General features: G+C 60.6%; 15 protein-coding genes and 1 pseudogene. 12 read left to right on the top strand and 4 right to left on the bottom strand.

Features of this window, described 5'->3' with window-relative positions:
• Positions 1–195: 195 nt before the first annotated feature.
• Positions 196–513: a hypothetical protein gene (locus AB6809_RS11390; protein WP_371026718.1), complete on the bottom strand. Its 318-nt coding sequence runs from the start codon at positions 511–513 to the stop codon at positions 196–198.
• Between the two features lie 83 nt (positions 514–596).
• Here AB6809_RS11390 and imuA (AB6809_RS11385) point away from each other — a divergent pair, with 83 nt between their 5' ends.
• From imuA (AB6809_RS11385) to AB6809_RS11355, 7 genes are all read left to right on the top strand, one after another.
• Positions 597–1304, top strand: a complete 708-nt coding sequence (imuA, locus tag AB6809_RS11385; protein WP_371026675.1) for a translesion DNA synthesis-associated protein ImuA — start codon at positions 597–599, stop codon at positions 1302–1304.
• Positions 1234–2715 (top strand): DNA polymerase Y family protein, encoded by a 1482-nt coding sequence (locus AB6809_RS11380; protein ID WP_371026674.1) that lies wholly within the window; start codon positions 1234–1236, stop codon positions 2713–2715. The genes imuA (AB6809_RS11385) and AB6809_RS11380 overlap by 71 nt, the downstream gene beginning before the upstream one ends.
• 6 nt (positions 2716–2721) lie before the next feature.
• Positions 2722–5871 (top strand): error-prone DNA polymerase, encoded by a 3150-nt coding sequence (locus AB6809_RS11375; RefSeq protein ID WP_371026673.1) that lies wholly within the window; start codon positions 2722–2724, stop codon positions 5869–5871.
• Between the two features lie 118 nt (positions 5872–5989).
• Positions 5990–6949, top strand: coding sequence for an SOS response-associated peptidase family protein (locus AB6809_RS11370; RefSeq protein ID WP_371026717.1), 960 nt, complete (start codon positions 5990–5992; stop codon positions 6947–6949).
• A gap of 264 nt (positions 6950–7213) precedes the next feature.
• Positions 7214–7558 (top strand): response regulator, encoded by a 345-nt coding sequence (locus tag AB6809_RS11365; RefSeq protein ID WP_371026672.1) that lies wholly within the window; start codon positions 7214–7216, stop codon positions 7556–7558.
• Positions 7559–8276: 718 nt separating this feature from the next.
• Entirely contained in the window at positions 8277–9227 is a 951-nt protein-coding gene (locus AB6809_RS11360; RefSeq protein ID WP_371026671.1) for a Ku protein, read from the top strand.
• Between the two features lie 29 nt (positions 9228–9256).
• Positions 9257–10066, top strand: coding sequence for a tetratricopeptide repeat protein (locus AB6809_RS11355; protein ID WP_371026670.1), 810 nt, complete (start codon positions 9257–9259; stop codon positions 10064–10066).
• Positions 10067–11089: 1023 nt separating this feature from the next.
• Here AB6809_RS11355 and AB6809_RS11350 read toward each other — a convergent pair.
• The gene (locus AB6809_RS11350) at positions 11090–11299 is read right to left on the bottom strand and encodes a hypothetical protein (protein ID WP_371026669.1); all 210 of its coding nucleotides are present in this window, start codon (positions 11297–11299) and stop codon (positions 11090–11092) included.
• 127 nt (positions 11300–11426) lie between these two features.
• Between AB6809_RS11350 and imuA (AB6809_RS11345) the strand changes: the two are divergent.
• From imuA (AB6809_RS11345) to AB6809_RS11330, 4 genes and pseudogenes are all read left to right on the top strand, one after another.
• Positions 11427–12148, top strand: a pseudogene (gene imuA, locus AB6809_RS11345) (translesion DNA synthesis-associated protein ImuA).
• A 119-nt stretch (positions 12149–12267) separates the two neighbouring features.
• Positions 12268–12666 carry a hypothetical protein gene (locus AB6809_RS11340; protein WP_371026668.1) on the top strand — a complete coding sequence of 133 codons (399 nt, stop codon included), beginning with the start codon at positions 12268–12270 and terminating at the stop codon, positions 12664–12666.
• A 307-nt stretch (positions 12667–12973) separates the two neighbouring features.
• Positions 12974–14851 (top strand): potassium transporter Kup, encoded by a 1878-nt coding sequence (locus tag AB6809_RS11335; RefSeq protein ID WP_371026667.1) that lies wholly within the window; start codon positions 12974–12976, stop codon positions 14849–14851.
• Positions 14852–15165: 314 nt separating this feature from the next.
• Positions 15166–15399 carry a dodecin domain-containing protein gene (locus tag AB6809_RS11330; RefSeq protein WP_371026666.1) on the top strand — a complete coding sequence of 78 codons (234 nt, stop codon included), beginning with the start codon at positions 15166–15168 and terminating at the stop codon, positions 15397–15399.
• A gap of 96 nt (positions 15400–15495) precedes the next feature.
• Here AB6809_RS11330 and AB6809_RS11325 read toward each other — a convergent pair whose 3' ends face one another.
• Positions 15496–16839, bottom strand: a complete 1344-nt coding sequence (locus AB6809_RS11325; protein WP_371026665.1) for an alkaline phosphatase family protein — start codon at positions 16837–16839, stop codon at positions 15496–15498.
• A gap of 726 nt (positions 16840–17565) precedes the next feature.
• On the opposite strand from AB6809_RS11325, the gene AB6809_RS11320 reads away from it, so the two are divergent.
• Positions 17566–17754, top strand: a complete 189-nt coding sequence (locus AB6809_RS11320; protein WP_371026664.1) for a CsbD family protein — start codon at positions 17566–17568, stop codon at positions 17752–17754.
• Positions 17755–17926: 172 nt separating this feature from the next.
• Here the strand turns inward: AB6809_RS11320 and AB6809_RS11315 are convergent, their stop codons facing one another.
• Positions 17927–18412 (bottom strand): hypothetical protein, encoded by a 486-nt coding sequence (locus tag AB6809_RS11315; RefSeq protein WP_371026663.1) that lies wholly within the window; start codon positions 18410–18412, stop codon positions 17927–17929.
• Positions 18413–18663 lie beyond the last annotated feature (251 nt).

The following is an 18663-nucleotide window of genomic DNA, read 5'->3' as shown; positions in this document are numbered from 1 at the left end:
TTGCTAACGCGCGCGGCGAACGCACCTTCCTCGCGTGCAGGGCCACGTGATGTCGTACTGCGAGCCTGTGTTGAGTACCGGCCCGGTGCGGGGCAGTCGCGCGCGCCTCCGGCGGATTCCACACTTCGGAATATGTGCCGGCCCCGAAAGCCGCCGGCGCCAATGCCGCGGTCAGTAACGCAAGTCCAAGTTTTCTCACGATTTGCCCTTTCCTGCTTCTCGCTGCTGCCACTGTTTGCAAGACACCGCCTGGTTGAGGCATCCGCCGTGGCAGTCTGCGCAATAGTGGCGGTCCCGAATGGCTTCGGTGACTTGCCATGCACTTGCGGTGAGCGGACTCGCTGTACCAACGGTATGACCGTTTTCGGCGGCGTAAAACGTCGGCTCGCCAGCCCTGCCACGGTGAACCGCCTCGTTGATTTCCTCCTCGCCGAACGCTGATTTCATCTGCGCCACAAACGCCGCAATTTCCGGCATCGGATGGCTGACCGGTTCATGGACACGCATATCCATCCGTCCTGCTCCCAAAAAAAGTGCCTGTTCGCCGTTACCGAAATCCGTGTAGGATACTGTATATCCATACAGGTTTTCTCGCAATGACATCCCCCTTGCCGTCCCCCGAAGCGATACACCCGTCCCTGTGGCGGGCATCGCAGCTCGCGCGGGGCCGGGGGCGGGTGGTCGATACCGGGTATCCGGCGCTCTCAGCCGAGCTGCCCGGAGGCGGGTGGCCGGTGGGCGCGCTGGTGGACCTGCTGGTGCAGCAACCAGGTGTGGGTGAACTGCGGCTGCTGCGGCCCGCGCTGAGTGCTGTAGACGACCGGCCGGTTGCATTCCTGCAGCCGCCGCATACACCTGACGGCCTGGGGCTCAGCTACATCGGTCTGTCGCTCGACCAGGTGCTGCGTGTGAAGGCGCAGAAAACCGCGGATGCGCTCTGGTCGGCAGAACAGATTCTCCGGGCGGGAAGCTGCGGCGCGCTGATTTTCTGGGCGCAATACGCGCAGGCTTCGTCGCTGCGGCGCCTGCATCTGGCCGCCCAGTCGTCCCAGACGCTGTTCGTCATGGTGCGCCCGCTTGCGAGCGCACAGGACGCGTCGCCGGCGCTCCTGCGCCTGGCGCTCAAACCATCGGCCGACGGCCTGACCGTCGACATCGTGAAACGACGAGGGCCCTCGCGCACGGAGCCTCTCTCGATTCCCCTTCAACCCACTCCTGTTCTGCTGTCACGACATGCGCGTCTTTCTCGCCGTTCACCTGCCGAAGTTGCCGCTCGAAGTCTTCAGACCGAGGTGGTCGCCTGAGCCGCTTCACGGCAGCGTCGTGCTCGGGAAGGACAAGGTCGTCATCGCGGACAGCGTCGCGCGCGCGGCAGGCGTGCGCCTCGGGATGAAGCGCGGTGGCGTGCTGACGCTCTCGCCGGACACGGAAATGCACGAGCGCGACTTCGCCCGAGAGCGGGCAGCGCAGCGCGACGTCGGCATTGCGCTGATGCGCTTTTCGCCCGAAGTCGCGCTGCTCGATGAAGCGACTGTGGTGGTCGAGGTTGGCGCGAGCCTGCGCCTCTTTGGCGGACTGCTCGCGCTGTGCCGCGAAGCAAAGGCGCTGCTCGCCACGCTTGGTCTTACCGCGCGCATCAGTGCCGCGCCGACCGGCCAGGGCGCCTGGCTGCTGGCTCGCCATGCGAAAGGGTATGGTGCGCGGCGCGTGCTCAAAGTCTCCAGGCTCGAACAGCGGCTTGCCGGCCTGCCCATGGTCGCCGTCCCCGAAGTACGGCAGTTCGCCGACTGGTTCAGCGGACTCGGCTGCGAAACCATCGCCGACATCCGCCGGTTGCCGCGCGCCGGACTGCAGCGGCGCTGTGGCGAACACCTGCTCGATTCGCTCGACCGCGCGTTTGGCACCGCGCCGGAACTCTTCGACTGGCTGGAACTGCCGCCCACGTTTTCCGCGCGCATCGAGATGCCGGACCGGCTCGAACACGCGGACGGCGCAGTCTTCGGCGCACACCGGCTTATCGTGCAACTGTGCGGGTGGCTCTGCGCAAAGCAGCTCGCGGTGAGCGCGGTGCGCCTGTCGCTTGAGCATGAGCGCGGGCGTGACGCCATCGAACCGACCACTATCGAGATTGCACTGGGTGAGCCCACCTGGCGGGAAGAGCACCTCGTGAGGCTGCTCAAGGAGCGCTTGCATCGCATCGAGCTCACCGCGCCGGTTATTGCATTGCGTCTTGACGCATCAAAGGTCGAGTCCGCCGCGCCGGCGTCCGACACGCTTTTCCCCGAGCCGGGGGGCTCGAAGGAAGACCACGCACGGCTACTCGAATTACTCGTCGCGCGGCTCGGTGAGGACAATGTGCTGCGGCCGGCGCCAAGCGCTGACCATCGCCCGGAAGTCGCCAACTGCTGGGTACCGGTCACGCAAACCGCGAAGCCTGTCGTCATCCCGGAAGGCCTGCCGCGACCGACGTGGATGCTCGATACGCCGGTGCGCCTGCTGATGCGCCAGCACCGCCCGTTCTATGGTTCGCCGCTGCGCATGGTGTCGCCGGGCGAGCGCATCGAGGCGGGCTGGTTCGACGGCGAGCTGGTCACGCGCGACTACTTCGTCGCCCAGGCCGACGACCAGAGCTGTTACTGGATTTACCGCGAGCGCGTAAGCAGCCGTGACGCGGAAGAAGAACCGCGCTGGTTCCTGCACGGCCTATTCGGATGACGCGCCGTGGACACCACCTTCACCATGCTGCCGGCGTATGCCGAGCTATTCTGCCTGTCGAACTTCTCGTTCCTGCGCGGTGCCTCGCACGCGGAGGAACTCGCTGAGCGCGCCGCGCAACTCGGCTACTCGGCGCTCGCGATTACCGACGAGTGCTCGCTCGCTGGCGTCGTACGGGCGCACGTGGCGGCGAAAGAAGCGAAGCTGCCGTTCATCGTCGGCTCATACTTCCGTCTGGTGAACGCGGACGGCTCGCCGGCATTCGGGCTCATCCTGCTTGCCAGAAATCGCGAAGGATATGGCAACCTCTCCGAGCTCATCACGCTCGCCCGCACGCGCGCGCCGAAAGGCGAATACCGGCTCACGCCGCAAGACCTGTCGCGCCCCGACAAGGAATACCGGCACCTGCTGGGCGTGCCGGACTGCCTGGCGATTCTCGTGCCGTCATTCCCCGCAAAGGAGGACGTGCTCGACGCGCAGGCCGAATGGCTGGACGAGACATTTCCGGGGCGTGCATGGCTCGGTCTCGTGCTGCATCAGCGGGCCATGGACGACATTCACCGTGGCGCGGTGGAGTTCGTCGCGCGCAACCGCGACGTGCCGGTTGTTGCACTCGGCGAGGTGCTGATGCACGTGCGCTCGAGGAAACCCCTGCAGGACACGATAACCGCCATCCGGGTCGGCAAGCCAGTCCATGAATGCGGCTACGACCTCGCGCCGAATGCCGAACAGCATTTGCGCTCGCGCCTGCGGCTCGCCAATCTGTATTCACCGGATGCGCTTGCCGCAACGGTCGACATTGCCGCGCGCTGCACCTTCTCGCTCGATGAATTGCGCTACGAGTATCCGGACGAACTCGTGCCGCCCGGATTCACGCCGGGCGCCTATCTGCGGCAGGAGACCTACATCGGCGCACAGCGGCGCTTTCCGTCGGGCATTCCGCATCACGTCCAGGAGCAGATTGAGCACGAGCTCGAACTGATTGCCGACCTGCAGTACGAGCCGTACTTTCTGACCGTCTACGACCTGGTCCGCTTCGCGCGCAGTCAGCACATCCTGTGTCAGGGGCGAGGGTCGGCGGCCAATTCCGCGGTGTGCTACTGCCTCGGCGTCACGGAGGTGGACCCCGCGCGCGGCAACATGCTGTTCGAGCGCTTCATCTCGAAGGAGCGCGGCGAGCCGCCGGACATTGACGTGGATTTCGAGCACCAGCGGCGCGAAGAAGTCATCCAGTACATTTACCGGAAGTATGGACGCGACCGCGCAGCGATTGCTGCTGCTGTGTCGACATACCGCGCGCGTGGCGTTTTGCGCGAAACGGGCAAGGCGCTGGGCGTCGACCTGCAGATAGTCGATGCGGTCGCCAAGTCACATCACTGGTTCGATAACAGTGCGGACCTGCTCAAGCGCTTCGAGGAGTGCGGGTTGAATGCCGACACGCCGCTCATCCGCGCGTGGGCGTCGCTCGCCGCACAGCTCTATGGCTTTCCGCGGCACCTGTCGCAGCACTCGGGCGGCTTCGTCATCAGCCGGGGCAAGCTCACGCGGCTGGTTCCGGTTGAAAATGCCGCGATGCCCGAGCGTAGCGTCATCCAGTGGGACAAGGACGACCTCGAATCGCTCGGACTGCTCAAGATTGATGTACTCGCGCTTGGCATGCTCTCAGCCATTCGTCGCACGCTCGACCTCGTGTCGGAGCAGCGCGGTGAGCGCTTCGAGATGCAGGACATTCCCGCGGAAGACAAGGCCACGTACGACATGATTTCGGCCGCCGACACGGTAGGCGTCTTCCAGATTGAATCGCGCGCGCAGATGTCGATGCTGCCACGCATGCGGCCGCGCACGTTTTACGACCTCGTGATTGAAGTGGCCATCGTGCGGCCGGGTCCGATTCAGGGCGGGGCGGTTCACCCCTATCTGCGCCGTCGCCAGGGCTTTGAGCCGGTCACCTATCCAAGCGATGCCCTGAAGACCGCACTGGGTCGCACGCTCGGCGTGCCGATTTTCCAGGAGCAGGTGATGCAGGTCGCCATTCTCGCCGCGGGCTTTACTGCAGGCGAGGCAGACCAGCTGCGGCGCGCAATGGCCGCCTGGAAGCGTAAGGGTGGCCTCGGAAAATACTATGACCGCATCGTGCTTGGGATGCAGGAGCGGGGTTATGACCTGGCGTTTGCCGAAGCCATCTTCGAGCAGATAAAAGGCTTCGGCGAATATGGTTTTCCCGAAAGTCATGCGGCGAGTTTCGCGCTGCTCGTGTACGCGAGCAGCTGGCTGAAATGTCAGGAGCCCGAGGCATTTCTCGCCGCGATGCTCAACAGCCAGCCGATGGGCTTCTATTCGCCTTCACAGCTGGTGCAGGATGCGCAGCGCCACGGCGTCAAGGTGCTGCCGGTCGATGTGACCATTAGTGGATGGAATTCGTCCCTGGAACGTACGGCCAGCGAAAAGCGGCCCAGAGTGCGCCTTGGCCTCTCACTGCTGCGGGGCATGAAGGAAGCCACAGCCGAGCGGATTGAAAACTCGCGCGCGGTGCGGCCTTTCGCGAGCGTGAAGGACCTCGCGCGCCGCGCGGCGCTCGACCGTCGGGACCTGCATGTTCTCGCTGATGCGAACGCGCTCGCCGCGCTTGCTGGCAACCGGCGCGAGGCGCTCTGGCAGTCGGTAGCGGCGGTACCTGAGAAGGACATGCTGGCCGCCGCGGCCGTCGAGGACGAAACGCCGGAACTCGGCGCGCCCTCGGAAGCGAACGACATCGTGGCGGACTATCGCTCGGTGGGCCTGACGCTCGGTCGTCATCCGCTGGAGCTGTTGCGCCCGCAGTTGCTCGCCAATCGCCTCATGCCCGCGGCCACGTTGCGCACGTACCGGGACGGCCAGCTCGCGCGCGGCTGTGGTCTCGTCACCGTGCGCCAGCGGCCTGGCACGGCCAAGGGCGTGGTGTTTGTCACGCTCGAAGACGAAACGGGCAACGTGAACGTCATCATCTGGCCGACTCTGCTCGAGAAGCAGCGCAAGGAAGCGCTCAGTGCGTCGCTGCTGGCGGTCTACGGCGTCTGGCAGTGTCAGGGCGAGGTGCGGCATCTGGTGGCGCAGCGGCTTGTCGACATGTCGCATCTGCTGGGCGGCCTGCATTCTGTCAGCAGGAATTTCTGTTGAGTGGTCTGTGTCCCTCAGACCATCGCGAACCCTGACCTCAGGTTTGCCGGAAAGGTATAGATTCATGCAACAGCGGCTGCATCTTCATTTATTCATAAGACCGATTCCGGAGAAACCGATGTGTTACTCGGCCCAGATTCAGGCGGACTATCGCAAGTTCGTGCGGATGTTCGGTGCGACGATGAGCATCAGGGAATTCGCACAGCTTTTTTTCGAGCGGGCCGAGGGCAGCAATGCGAAGATTCCGAAGGCTCTGGAAGATGCGTTCGCGCGCCCGGAGTCCGAAGCTGAGCGCGAGATAAAGACTTATATCGACCGGTTTAACGCGGACGAGACCGTGCGACTCGAACGGGAACTGTTCAGACAGCGCACCCGCCTGGTAGAGGCAGAGCGTTCGCTCGAGAAGAAGCCAACGAAGAAGGCGACTGAGAACAAACGCATCGCGGCCGACAAAATCGTGTGGGCTCGCGGCAAGCTTGACGATATCCAGCGCACGGACCCGGAGGACCGCGATTCCCGCATCTTTCCCGGACACTACGCGCCCGTCATGGTCATGGAAGACGGCCAGCGCGTCGTGAAACCCATGCGCTACCAGTGTCGCATTGCGGGAAAACCGGCGGCGTATGACATCAAATATCCGAGCACCTACAACGCGAGAAGAGATAGTTTAGAGGGCTTCTGGAAGCCCCTGTTTGGTTACACACATGGTGTCATGCTCGTCGATGTCTTTTACGAGAATGTCAGCAAAGCGAAGTTCGAAGGGACACTGCTCGAGACGCATGAACGGGACGAAAATGTGATTCTCGAATTTCGTCCGAGCAGCGGGGAACTGATGCACGTCGCCTGTCTCTGGTCACGGTGGAGTGCGCCCGGGCAGCCAGACTTGCTATCGTTTGCTGCCATTACGGACGACCCTCCTCCGGAGATTGCGGCGGCAGGACACGACCGGTGCATCATTCCAATCAAGCCTGAACACGTCGATTCGTGGCTTAACCCGGACCCGAAGAATCTTGACGCGATGTACGCGATTCTTGACGACAGGGTACGGTCGTACTATGAGCATCGTTTGGCCGCGTGAAGACCACTGCTATTCCTATTTCGGGCGCTCGGTTCAAGGCCAGTACCGGGTATCGATGGTTTGCCAGCACGCCGCGGCCTGATTCGACGTGGAGCGTGTCCGCGTTGAGGCCTTTGCTTGCAAGCACTTCGTGCGGTGCCCCCCGCCGAGACAAGTCGCCTGAGGCGCCTACGGAAGCCTACGAGCGGCCGGTAGGTGCTCTCGCCTGCGGCGCAATGCCAGGCATGTCCCATGCGCGTACGAGGGAACTAAGCGGGGAAGTTCATGAGCAGAATATTGTTGACCGGCAAAGAGCCCCAGCTAATTGAGGTTCTGCGAATGTGTCTTGAGTCCGAAGGTCATCACATCATGACTGCCCTCGATGGTCCGGAGGCGCTTGAAATGGTCTCGGGAAGGCTTCCGGACGTCGTTATCACGGACGGAAAGATGTTAGATGGACCCGGCCTCTGTAAATTGCTCCGGCACGCCCACCCGGGTAAAGGCCTTCCTGTCATCCTTCTCTCCGACGGCCCGCCGCCGACAGACCCGCACGGGCCCCGTTTTGACGCTTACGTTGAGAAGCCGGTGGCCGTTGACCAGTTGCTAACGGTAGTTTCTCAACTGACTTAATAGTCGCAGAATTCGGCTCCAGCAGAGCGGTGCTGGCCGACGCGGCTCAGAGTGAGACGCGCACCCTGCGAGGCACGCGAATGCTGGACAATTGGCTCTCACCGTAAGGCTGCACGTTAAAACCCACAACTGGCGGAATCATCACCTCACGACACAGTCGGCTGATAGGCGATGGGGGAAGCGCCAACGCCGCTCGTGCGAACCGTTTATGCCGCAGGAGGTATCCGCATCGCCGTCAGCGGTCAATGGGACGCTGCATGTGTGCGATACATCCGTCGAATACATTTACTGCCAGCCTGAGTGGGCCCGACCGCGAAACGGGCGAGCCTCGTCTTCGTTGCACCCCGGATTTACCGCCGTGTCGTGGGGGCAACTGTCTGGGCTCAAGAGCGGTGCCCAGTGGACAGTGCAAACGGCGAGAGAGTATCTTAGCTTCCAAGCGCGAGACCCATGGAAGCTTATCTGGTCGGCGCAACAGTCGGTGGCTTCCGCAATAAAGCGCCTACGATGAAACGGCCCGCACCAGGAAGCGCCGCCGTTGGGCCGAAAGAACTTGTAGGGCGCGACAGCTCTCGCTACATGCAAGCCAGCCGATTTCGCGGGCGCTGGCTCGCTCATCGGTCGGCACATAACATGCCCCTTGTCGCGAACACTTGCCCCCGTGTTTGGCTAGTTCCGGTGCTGGAGACTCACCGCCGGCCGCTATCAGGAGACTCACATGGCAGCGCGTTCCATCGCTTCGCTGACGCTATCTTTCGGACTGGTGTCAATACCCGTGAAACTATACTCGGCGACCGATAGCGCTGCCGGTGTTGGATTCAACCTTCTGACGCCGGAGGGCGGTCGCGTGAAGCAGCAATATGTATCAGAGGCCACCGGCGCCGTGGTGGCGCGCGCGGACATGAAGAAGGGGTACGAGTTCGAGAAGGGGCAGTTCGTCGTCTTCGCCCCCGAAGAACTGAAAGCGCTCGAAGAAGGCGCGAGCCACGTCGTGGAAATCGTCTCGTTCGTCCCTGAAAAGTCGGTAGACCCGCTGTACTACGACAAGGCGTACTTCATCGCTCCCGACAAACGCGGCGGCAAACCCTACAGCCTGCTTCAGCTCGCCATGCGCGAAAGCGAACGCTGTGCGCTCGCAAAATGGTCGTACAAGGGAAAAACTCGAATCGTTCAGATACGGCCTGCTGAAGACGGGATGGTGTTCCAACAACTGCTGTTCGCCGACGAAGTGCGCGCGCTGAGCGATTTGCATATCGAACAGGTGTCCGTCAGCGATACAGAACTGAAACTCGCGCTGCAAATCATCGGCCAGGTGTCGGAAGACGCCTACGACCCGACGGCTTACGAAGACGAAGAAAAGAAGCGGATTCTCGAAGCCATTGACCGGAAGATTGCGGGCAAACAGATTGTGTCGCCTGAAGCACCGGCCGATGACTCCGGCGGCCAGGTGATTGACCTGATGGAAGCCCTGCGCGCGAGCCTGAGCGCCAATAAGGAGAAACGTGAGGCGCCGGTGAAGACAGCAGCGGCGAAGGTGCCAGCGGCAAACAAGGCGTCGCCCGCCGACGTCGAGGTGCTCGCCGCGAAACCTCGCCGGCCTGTCAAACGAGCCACGCCGAAAGCTGACGTCAAAGAGGCGCCACCAGCAAAGGTCCGGGCACGCAAGTGACAAGACGGAGCCACTCTAACGATTACTCGTTGCGCAGCCTTCAATCGCTGCTGGGAGTATCGCGTCGGGTGCTTTCAGGACTTATCGATGCAGGATTTGTTCACCCGGCGCGCGGCTCGAGAAACGAACTCCGATTCTCTTTTCAGGACGTAGTAGTCCTGCGCACAGCATTCCGGCTGCAATCAGCCAGAGTCTCGTCCCGGAAGATTCTCAAGGCTCTTGCAAAACTGAGAGCCGAATTGCCTGACGAGCTTCCGCTGTCTGGCATCCGAATCACATCGGTGGGCGAGACCGTCGCAGTCAGGTCAGGACAGGCGCAATGGGACGCTGCCTCGGGCCAACTGCTGCTCGACTTCGAGGTGGCGCCTATTCGAGGTGACGTCGCGTTCCTCGATTCGGCGCCGCGAAACTTGGCGAGCCGCGAAGAGCAGGCAGAAGAATGGTTCGCTCTTGCCGAACAGCTCACCGGAAGCGATGACGTTGGTGCCGAGCAGGCGTACCGGAAAGTGCTTGAGCTTGCGCCTTCACCGCACTACCACGCGTATACCAATCTCGGTGTACTGCTGTGTGAGACCGAAACGCGCTGTGACGAGGCATTGTCCGTTTTCGACGGGGCGTTACAGCACTTTCCCGATGACGCGTTACTGCACTTCAACCGGGCGGTGGTTCTCGAAGAACTGAAACGCTATGACGCTGCGGAAGCGGCCTATCAGCGATGCATCGACCTTGACCCGACGCATGCTGACGCTCATTTCAACCTCGCCAGGTTGAGCGAGATTCGCGGCGACAAGCAAGGCCTTGTCCGGCATCTCAGCGCATATCGACGGCTCGTCGGTTAAATCGGTCTTGCTCGCGCTATCCGTGGCTGTCAATCCAGGCGCGGGTCCATTCGGGTCCACCTTCTTCCGGCGTCCCGCGCGGCGCCAAATAGCCGAGCGCTCCTTACCCGCAACGAACTCTTTGTCGCGCGGGATTGTGCCTCTCGCTGCGAACTGCGCGGCGCGACGGATGCCCTCGCGCTGCGTTATTGCATGTCCCCAAAGTGCGTATCCGCGGTGCTGTTTTGCTTGACCTGTATGTGCTTGATTGTTTCTCGCGTAAGCGCGCGGCGTCGATTTCGGCCGTCTTCAAAGCTGCGTCAATCGTCTCGAGCTCCTAACCGAAATCAATCGGCTGTTGCGCGACGAACGGGGGATTGTCGAACCTTTCCGAGTAGACGTTTCAGGGCCATCAAGAAAGATGAAATTCGGTCGATATCTAGCTTGTTGTAGCTATTGACAGAGAGAAGACGACGTGGAGGACAACGATTATCTAGCGGCCTTCGCATTCTGCGTGACCGTCGATACTATTCGGAAGGCGCAAGGGAAGATGATGCCAGAGGACCTTCCGGTTGGCTCTATGGAGCGCATGCAGGCGGAGGTCGACGTCATACAAGACACGCTTCGCATGCTCGGCATAGCCCCGGACGCGGTGAACGGCTTAGATGACGGGTCAGAAGAATAGTTGGCGTACTCGATGCATCAGGCTCTTCCGGAAACGTGACGCAGCCTGGCCCGACTAAGCTCGTTCAGGAAATGGAAAAGATGTTCAAGGCCGGCCTCTTCGAGCGGAGCGAAATGCGCACAGAGTACGACCGCGTACTCTGCGTCGGACGAGCAAGGCCTCGTCCGACATCTAAGCGCTTATCGTCGGCTCGTCGGCTGAACAGTCTTCAATCGCGCGTCGCTACCGCGCGTGATTGTGCCGCTCGCCCCACATCGCGGGGAGGGACGAACTTCTCCCTGTTCTATCGCATGTCCCCACAGCGAGTATCCGCGCAACTCATCCGCTTGCATCACTTGACCCCTGCATGCGGCATCGTCTTACTGCCGGAACCGTGCGACATCGATTCCTGCCGTTTTCAAAGCTGCGTCAATCGCCTCCAGCTCCTGGCCGAAGTCCAGCGCCCATTCCTCGCCGTCGCACCGCACGGTTATGCCGTTGTGCATGGAAATCACATTGCGCGCTTTAAACAGCGCATCGACGAGCCTCGATTCTCGCTGGGCCTCCCGAACCCAATTATCCGCTCTCATCTTGCACCTCCTCCAAAAAGCCTGCGACTCCGCACCTCGCGCCTGACCCGTTGGGTCTGCTGACGAGCTGAAGAAACGACAGTTCACATTCAACGTTTTGACTGTAGAGTACTGTACATCCATACAGGTGTTTTTCGCAAATGACCACTGTCGCGCCGTCTCCAAAGCGATACATCCGTCCCTTTGGCGGGCGTCTCAGCTCGCGCATGGCCGCGGTCGCGTAGTTGAGACCGGCTACCCGGCGTTGTCGGCGGAACTGCCGGGCGGTGGTTGGCCGGTGGGCGCGCTGGTGGACCTGCTCGTACAGCACCCTGGCGTCGGCGAGGCCCGGCTGTTGCGTCCTGCGCTGAGCGCGACAGGCAGGCGACCCGTCGCATTCGTACAGCCGCCGCATACACCCGACGGTCTCGGGCTCAGCTACATCGGCCTGACGCTCGAACAGATGCTTCGCGTCAAGGCACCGAAGACTGCGGACGCGCTCTGGTCGGTAGAGCAGATATTGCGGGCAGGGAGTTGCGGGGCGCTCGTTTTTTGGACCCAGTATGCGCAAGCTTCATCGTTGCGGCGTCTGCATCTGGCCGCGCAGTCATCAAAGACGCTTTTCATCATGGTGCGACCGCCCGTCGCCGCACAAGACGCATCACCAGCGCTGTTGCGGCTGGCGCTCAAGCCATCTTCCGAGGGTCTAACGGTCTCGACATTGTCAAACGGCGCGGCCCGTCGTGCACGGAGCCCCTCGCGATTGCGCTTCAACCTACTCCCGTTCTGCTGTCGCGGCATGCGCGTCTTTCCCGCCAGTCCGCGGTTGAAGTTGCCACTCGGAGTCATCGGAAAGAAGTGCTTGTCTGACCTCACCATTGTCGATAGCGGTCGACACATGCTGGCTCCGCCCGGACTCCCAGTCATTCACTGCGCGAGATATACTCGCCGGGACGTTGTTCTGCCTTGAACAGAATGGAGACAGCCCTGTGAAAGCTCACGTCATCATTGGTTTGGCTGCAATCGGCGCCTTCGCGATTACATTGTTCATCGGTTGGTACGATGGAGTCGACTATCTCATCAGAGGAAGGGACCAGGCGTTCTGGACCATGGAGGGGCTGCTTGCGGCACTTGCCGTTTACCTGTTCATGCGGACGAAGCTTCCGCGAGAGGCGACCGTCTTTGGCTCCCGGCGGGCAAGAATCCTAACAACTGTGGTTGCCTTCGTCATTGTCTTTGTAGAGGCCTGGTATGGCGGGTTGAACCCATTCATGCGCGGGCACGGTCAAGGCGGAATCCTCTTCACCGCATGCGTCGCTGCTTTCCTCTGTTGGGCCTGCCCGCTGTGGGCGCGGCCGGAATCGCGTGGCTGCACTGAGTCGCCGTGACCGCCGATGCGTGGCAACTGGGAAATGGGCGGGCCATCATCCTGCTGCCTCGGCGACTTGATTCCGGACTGACGTTAACAATTCAATTGTTATGGCCGACGCGTTCTGTGCCATCCGATGTAGTCAGCCCAAGACGACGAGAAGTTAATATCGGAATCCGTAGAGCACAGCGACGTGGCAGTGTCTGCAATGGCTTGTAGGTCGGTTACGGTCGGATGCGATGCGACGGTTGCAGAAGTTGTAGTGGGCTGGAGCAGCAGTTTGCTCCGCAGTTACATGCTTTGAGGCTCAACAATGAGGCGGCGTTGTGACTTCAGACTCCAATAAAAATAGCATTGCTGCGCTGACGCTGGCTGCCATTGGAATTGTGTACGGCGACATTGGAACCAGTCCGCTTTACACAATGAAGGAGGTATTCGCGAAACATCACGGTCTTTCGCCAGTCCCTGTCAATGTGCTGGGGGTGGTCTCGCTGATTTTATGGGGCCTAATAATCGTGATTTCGCTCAAGTATGTAACTCTTGTTTTGCGGGCGGACAACCGAGGGGAAGGCGGCATTATGGCGATGACCGCGTTAGCGCTATCGTCGGTCACTCAGAAATCCCGTTGGTACTATCCGGTGATGCTCCTTGGCATGGTCGGCGCAGGGCTATTTTTCGGCGACGGTGTGATTACGCCAGCCATTTCAGTCTTGTCGGCCATTGAAGGGTTGGAAGTGGCCGCGCCTGCTCTTAAGCCGTATGTTATCCCTGTGACATTGGCCGTTCTGGTTGCACTGTACTTGTTGCAGCGCAGGGGCACAGCCGGTATCGGAAAATGGTTCGGCCCGATTGTGCTGGTCTGGTTCATTGCGCTTGCTGCGATGGGCGTTGCTAATATCGCTAAGAACCCGGTCATTCTGATTGCCTTCAATCCGCTCCACGCCCTCGGCTTTCTCATCCACAACGGGTGGTTGGCCTTCGTCGCCCTCGGTGCGGTTGTCCTGGCGCTCACCGGTGCGGAAGCGCTGTATGCTGATATGGGCCATTTTGGCAAGAAGACAGTTCGCTTGGCCTGGTTCTCTATCGTCGCTCCCGCGCTGGCACTCAATTACCTCGGGCAAGGCGCTTTGTTGTTATCGAATCCGGCAGCGGTTTCGAATCCTTTCTTTCTGCAACTTGGCCCTTGGAGCGTCTATCCGCTCGTAGTGCTCTCGACGATGGCGACGGTTATCGCATCGCAGGCGACAATCTCCGGTGCATTTTCAGTGACTCAGCAAGCTATTGCGCTGGGCTTCCTGCCCCGTATGCGTATCCTCCAGACCTCCGAAAGTCAAAAGGGGCAAATCTACATCCCACTCGTCAATTGGCTCCAGCTCACGGCTGTCATATTGGCCGTTGTGGGATTCGGCTCGTCTTCCAATTTGGCTTCGGCCTATGGCATTGCTGCGACCGCTACGATGTTGACGACGACGCTGCTGACGTTCTTCGTTGTCCGTTTCGGCTGGAAATTTCCGCTGTTGCTGTCGGTCGCAGCGACCGGATTCTTTTTGACGATTGACGTCGCTTTGTTCTCTTCCACGAGTTTGAAAATCATTAGCGGCGGCTGGTTTACACTAACAATCAGTGCGCTGATGGTCATGCTCATGCTGACCTGGCGAAGGGGGCGCGAACTGGTATTCCAAAGCCTGCAACGCCAACTCATCCCTCTCGACGACTTCCTCCGGTCGCTCTTCATCAATCCACCGCTACGCGTGCCTGGTACGGCCGTCTTCTTCCGTGCGGAAGGTGACGGCGTACCCCATGCGCTATTGCATAACCTACTGCATAACCAGGTGCTACATGAACGAACGATATTTTTGACCGTGTACGCCACCGACATCCCCAGAGTTCCGGATAGGGAACGCATCAAGGTGGTCCCGCTTGGACACCACTGCTATCAAGTCAACGTCTACTACGGGTTCTCGGATGAGCGCGACATACCGCGCGCTTTGCAAGAAGGTCGGCATGCTGGACTCTCGATTGACCCGATGCAAACCTCCTTCTTTATCGCCCGCCAGACAGTCCTCGCCACGCCGAAATCCGGCATGGCGCTATGGCGGGAGGCCTTGTATTCCGCGATGTCTCGCAACGCTCGCGACGCGGCTGATTACTTCAAGATTCCGCCCAATCGGGTCATCGAACTGGGAGCGCAGGTAGAGATTTGAAGGGTAATGCCGACTCGAGCGAAGAGTTTCGGCTACGTCCTTGGCAACATCACGTCGGGAAAAGTGGGGATAGTTGGCTGTACAGCGCTCGGAACGAAGCCAATCGCTCCACTAGCATTGAGCGCCGGCCTTCGTTAGGAACGAACGCCTGCGAGATAGGTGGCCGGCGCACAACATCCGAAAAATCTCCACCGGCCGCTAACCAGCCGAGACGCGCGGCTCCGCGGGGAGCGACTACGGTTGGCACGTCGGGGCCTATGATGAAATGACCAAGGTGCGGGAATCGCGCCTCCTAACCAAGAGGAGTGGAAATCATGGCCACGCAGGACACTGAATGCAGCGTTTACAGCGTCAGTGAGATTATCGGCACCAGCCCGAACTCCTGGGAAGTTGCCTCGAAGAATGCTGTGGAACTCGCTGCGAATTCGCTACGTCGACATCATCAAACGGCGGGGCCCTTCGTGCACCGAGCCCCTCGCGATTGCCCTTCAACCTACTCGCATTCTGCTGTCGCGGCATGTGCGTCTTTCCCGCCAGTCCGCGGTTGAAGTTGCCACTCGGAGTCGCCAGAAGGAGGCGGTCGCCTGAGCTCACTACGATGGTCGCTTGTCGGTGGCCGGATGTCCTAGTGTGAGCCGCCGGTTCTAGCGATGTGCATATAGCGGCAAAAAAGGGTCCTTCGACCGCGGAGCGCCTTCGCTGGTGGGTCTCGGGTCACCGCTCGCAGCGACGGGTGACGGGCATTGCGGGATATCGGCACGAGGCGTAGAAAGGCTCAACATCTTCGCGAAGTTGTCCGCTGCGCGCACGCGCGCCGTCAGGTTGAGCACTCCATTGAGCCCAAGCAGCGTATCTGTTGTTTTCAGAATCGAGCTGTGGTCGTACACCGAATGGTCGATGGTGCCAGCGGGAACGAAAGGAGAGACAACGATGGCCGGCACGCGTACGCCGAGCCTGTCAAACGCGAAGTTGTGAGTTTTCAGGCGGGCATTTTCGGCGGAGCCCGGCGGCGCAGCATCTGGAGGCGTCACATGGTCAAAGAAGCCACCATGCTCATCGAAGACTATGAGCAGCACGCTGCTGGACCAAAGGTTAGAACCACTTATAGCGTCGTACACTTGCTTGACCAACGCTTCCCCGTTTCGAACGTCGCCGGCCGGATGCATCGAATTGCCGTTTCTGAAGTCATTCTTCGCATCGTACGTTGGCTCGATAAAGATAAATTTCTCGGTCAATGAATTATCAGCAAGCCGGGAAAGCAGCGTATCCATTCGAACGAAACGACTGAGCAGATTTTGCATCCCGTGAATACCGCGCGTCTGTGCAACGTCGCCTTGCACGATAAGCCAGTCCGACTCCTGAAGCTTTGAGAAAACCGTGCCGTTCGGAAAAGTGAAAAGCGGTGCGTTGAAGAACACCGCTTCCACAACTTGCGCATCACTCGGAGAATGGTCGAGCCCGGACGAGGTGCCAGCCACGGCAAAGAAACGATTCGGCCACGTTGGTCCCGGCATCGATGCGAACCAGTTATCGCACACGCCGTACTGGCGGGCCAGGAAGTTCAGTACCGGGAGTTGGTCCGGTGTGAAGGCGTTAAAAGCGTCGGCTACCGCGTCGGAATGGTCCTCGTACGTCGCGGCAAAACCCATCGTCGAAGTGTCCGTCGCAAATGGTGGATAGCCGTTCGGGCCGAAAACGAGGGAGTCATTACGCACGGTATCTGCACTGGCGACCTGTAGCCCGCACAGCTGGACACAGGCGTCGGTAAACTCGTGTCCGGGGTCGAAGCCAAGCGCATAGGGCGCACCCTTGCCTAGCCGATAAGCCGTCCCGGTTCGTCCGAAATTGACTATGGGCGTAGCGGGCAGTCCGTTGGCGGTTGTGGTCTCACCTCCAGGTGAGACGCCCGTCAGGTTGGACCATCCAAACACGCTGTCGTAAGAACGATTCTCGAGCATCAGAACGAAAACGTGCTGTATCGCCGCCATAGGTCACCTCGGAATGTGTTACCCATAGTCTTCATGTCGGCGCCAAGCCAGCATAGCAAGGCACTCGGGCCGCTATCACCAGTTCGGCTTCGCCCGACTACTGTTGAGCGCAACCAGCTGGCTTACTTATATGCGGGTTATACGAAAACGCAATGAGGAATGCGCTAGTGAGGGCTCTGCGGTTTGCGTAAGCCACAGCCACATGGTAGTTCGCTTAGAAATCAAATCAACCTTGCGCCCTGGGAAGCTCGGCTACCCTCGGGCAGACATAATAGGACGAGGCTTACGGTGGGCGCGCTGTAAGCGGCTCCGGGGAGCGCAGCGTCAAACCCGATTTAGCCACCCGTCGGACGAGTTCACTGCTGTTTGCGTCGGCAAAACAGTGGAGGAATGCTGGCCAAGCGGACCCCGGTCCGCAGTACTCGTCGTGATGCCACGAACGGCGCGCCGGTCGCGAGGTCAGGCCTGGCGACTCTCGCATCCATCCAGCGCGCCGAAAGCGTCATATTGCGACGGCCATCCGGCGTCCGCACGATGCATGTCGCGAGCGCGCTCTAACCGCCGACCTGCTCGGGCAGGCTAACGTTTCTTTCGTCCGCGCGATTTCCCATTCGCAAAGCCTGGAATCTCGCCTGTCGCCTCGTTCACGAACGAAGCGCTTTTCCTATACTGATTGTGTCGCAACTGATTAACGCGACATCGGTCGCATATTCGGAGGAATGCATCATGAACAAGGACCAGGTCAAAGGCGTTGCTCAAAAGATGAGGGGCAAGGTTAATGAGGCAATGGGCAAGGTCACCGGCAGACCGTCCCGGGAACTGAAAGGTGATGTGCAGCAGGCCGCGGGAGAAGCCAGGAAGGACGTCGGTGACGCCAGGGAAGCGGCGAAGGACCGGACGACGCGTCACCATTAACCGCGTGCCTTTGGGGCTCGCGAGCGCATTGCGCCCCGGCGTCAAGGGCTTCGTCAGGCGGCCGACTCGCAAGTTGTCGCCGTCTTTTTCACGGGAGCCTCGGCGTTTGGGACACTGGGCCCGGCCGCGCCGGGGACCTTGAATCCGGTATGGATGCCAAGACCTGCAACCGTCAGTTCGTCGTCTTTGGCTCGGGCCAGGGCCAACCCTTCCGCTCTCCGGGCGCATTCTGCCCGGCGGACGGCGCGCCCCCGACTGGAGTCACTTCGACCGCGACATTTTTTCTCATCTCGTGAAGTCCGGTCCCGAACCATCTCACCTTCTTCTGCATATGGGCGACATATGTCTTCCAGCCGTCCGGGTTGCCATCAAACAGGTCGTGCTGAATGGTTGACGCCAGAGCGTTGTGGTTGAGCTCCGTATCGAGCAGTTCCTTTGGCCACGGGAAGAACGCGCTGGCGACGCGTGCGCTGAATTCGGCCACCGTCATCTTCGGGGCAAGGGCCCGGAGGAACCAGAAGTCCCGAAACAAATCTTGTTCCTTTGCAAGCTGCACCACCGGCGTGTCGGGCGCACCTGTCCGGGCCAGACAGCTCAAAGCTTCGAGCATGTCCCCGAGGTGAAGCAGCAACTCACGTCTGTCAAATCGGTCGTCCATCGACTATCTCCACTCGCGGCGCCCCTTCCGGGACAGGTCAGCTTTTTCAGCGCAACGCTTCGTCCCGGCGCGTCTTCGTCGGCCAATGCGTCGTCATCCTCCGACTGCAGGACGGGTGCAGTGCCTTCTGGCGCGGGCGAGTTCAGGGCGTCGCCGGACCGCTTCTATTCGGCGACGCGCGGTCCGCGTCGCGTGTCTGCATTTTTCGATGATTCGTCATGGTTTCCTCCGCGAGGGAAGCAGCCACCCGA

Source organism: Paraburkholderia sp. RCC_158 (genome assembly GCF_041355255.1).
Lineage (GTDB): Bacteria > Pseudomonadota > Gammaproteobacteria > Burkholderiales > Burkholderiaceae > Paraburkholderia > Paraburkholderia graminis.
The sequence above is the reverse complement of the archived record's forward strand: the minus strand, read 5'-3'. Positions and strand labels throughout refer to the sequence as shown.

Excerpts from the sequence above, each read along its gene's own strand:
- AB6809_RS11320 (WP_371026664.1), top strand. The coding sequence starts at position 17,566 with ATGAACAAGGACCAGGTCAAAGGCGTTGCTCAAAAGATGAGGGGCAAG.
- AB6809_RS11365 (WP_371026672.1), top strand. The coding sequence starts at position 7,214 with ATGAGCAGAATATTGTTGACCGGCAAAGAGCCCCAGCTAATTGAGGTT.
- AB6809_RS11360 (WP_371026671.1), top strand. The coding sequence starts at position 8,277 with ATGGCAGCGCGTTCCATCGCTTCGCTGACGCTATCTTTCGGACTGGTG.
- imuA (WP_371026675.1), top strand. The coding sequence starts at position 597 with ATGACATCCCCCTTGCCGTCCCCCGAAGCGATACACCCGTCCCTGTGG.
- AB6809_RS11330 (WP_371026666.1), top strand. The coding sequence starts at position 15,166 with ATGGCCACGCAGGACACTGAATGCAGCGTTTACAGCGTCAGTGAGATT.
- AB6809_RS11390 (WP_371026718.1), bottom strand. The coding sequence starts at position 513 with ATGGATATGCGTGTCCATGAACCGGTCAGCCATCCGATGCCGGAAATT.
- AB6809_RS11315 (WP_371026663.1), bottom strand. The coding sequence starts at position 18,412 with ATGGACGACCGATTTGACAGACGTGAGTTGCTGCTTCACCTCGGGGAC.
- AB6809_RS11325 (WP_371026665.1), bottom strand. The coding sequence starts at position 16,839 with ATGGCGGCGATACAGCACGTTTTCGTTCTGATGCTCGAGAATCGTTCT.
- AB6809_RS11370 (WP_371026717.1), top strand. The coding sequence starts at position 5,990 with ATGTGTTACTCGGCCCAGATTCAGGCGGACTATCGCAAGTTCGTGCGG.
- AB6809_RS11350 (WP_371026669.1), bottom strand. The coding sequence starts at position 11,299 with ATGAGAGCGGATAATTGGGTTCGGGAGGCCCAGCGAGAATCGAGGCTC.
- AB6809_RS11380 (WP_371026674.1), top strand. The coding sequence starts at position 1,234 with ATGCGCGTCTTTCTCGCCGTTCACCTGCCGAAGTTGCCGCTCGAAGTC.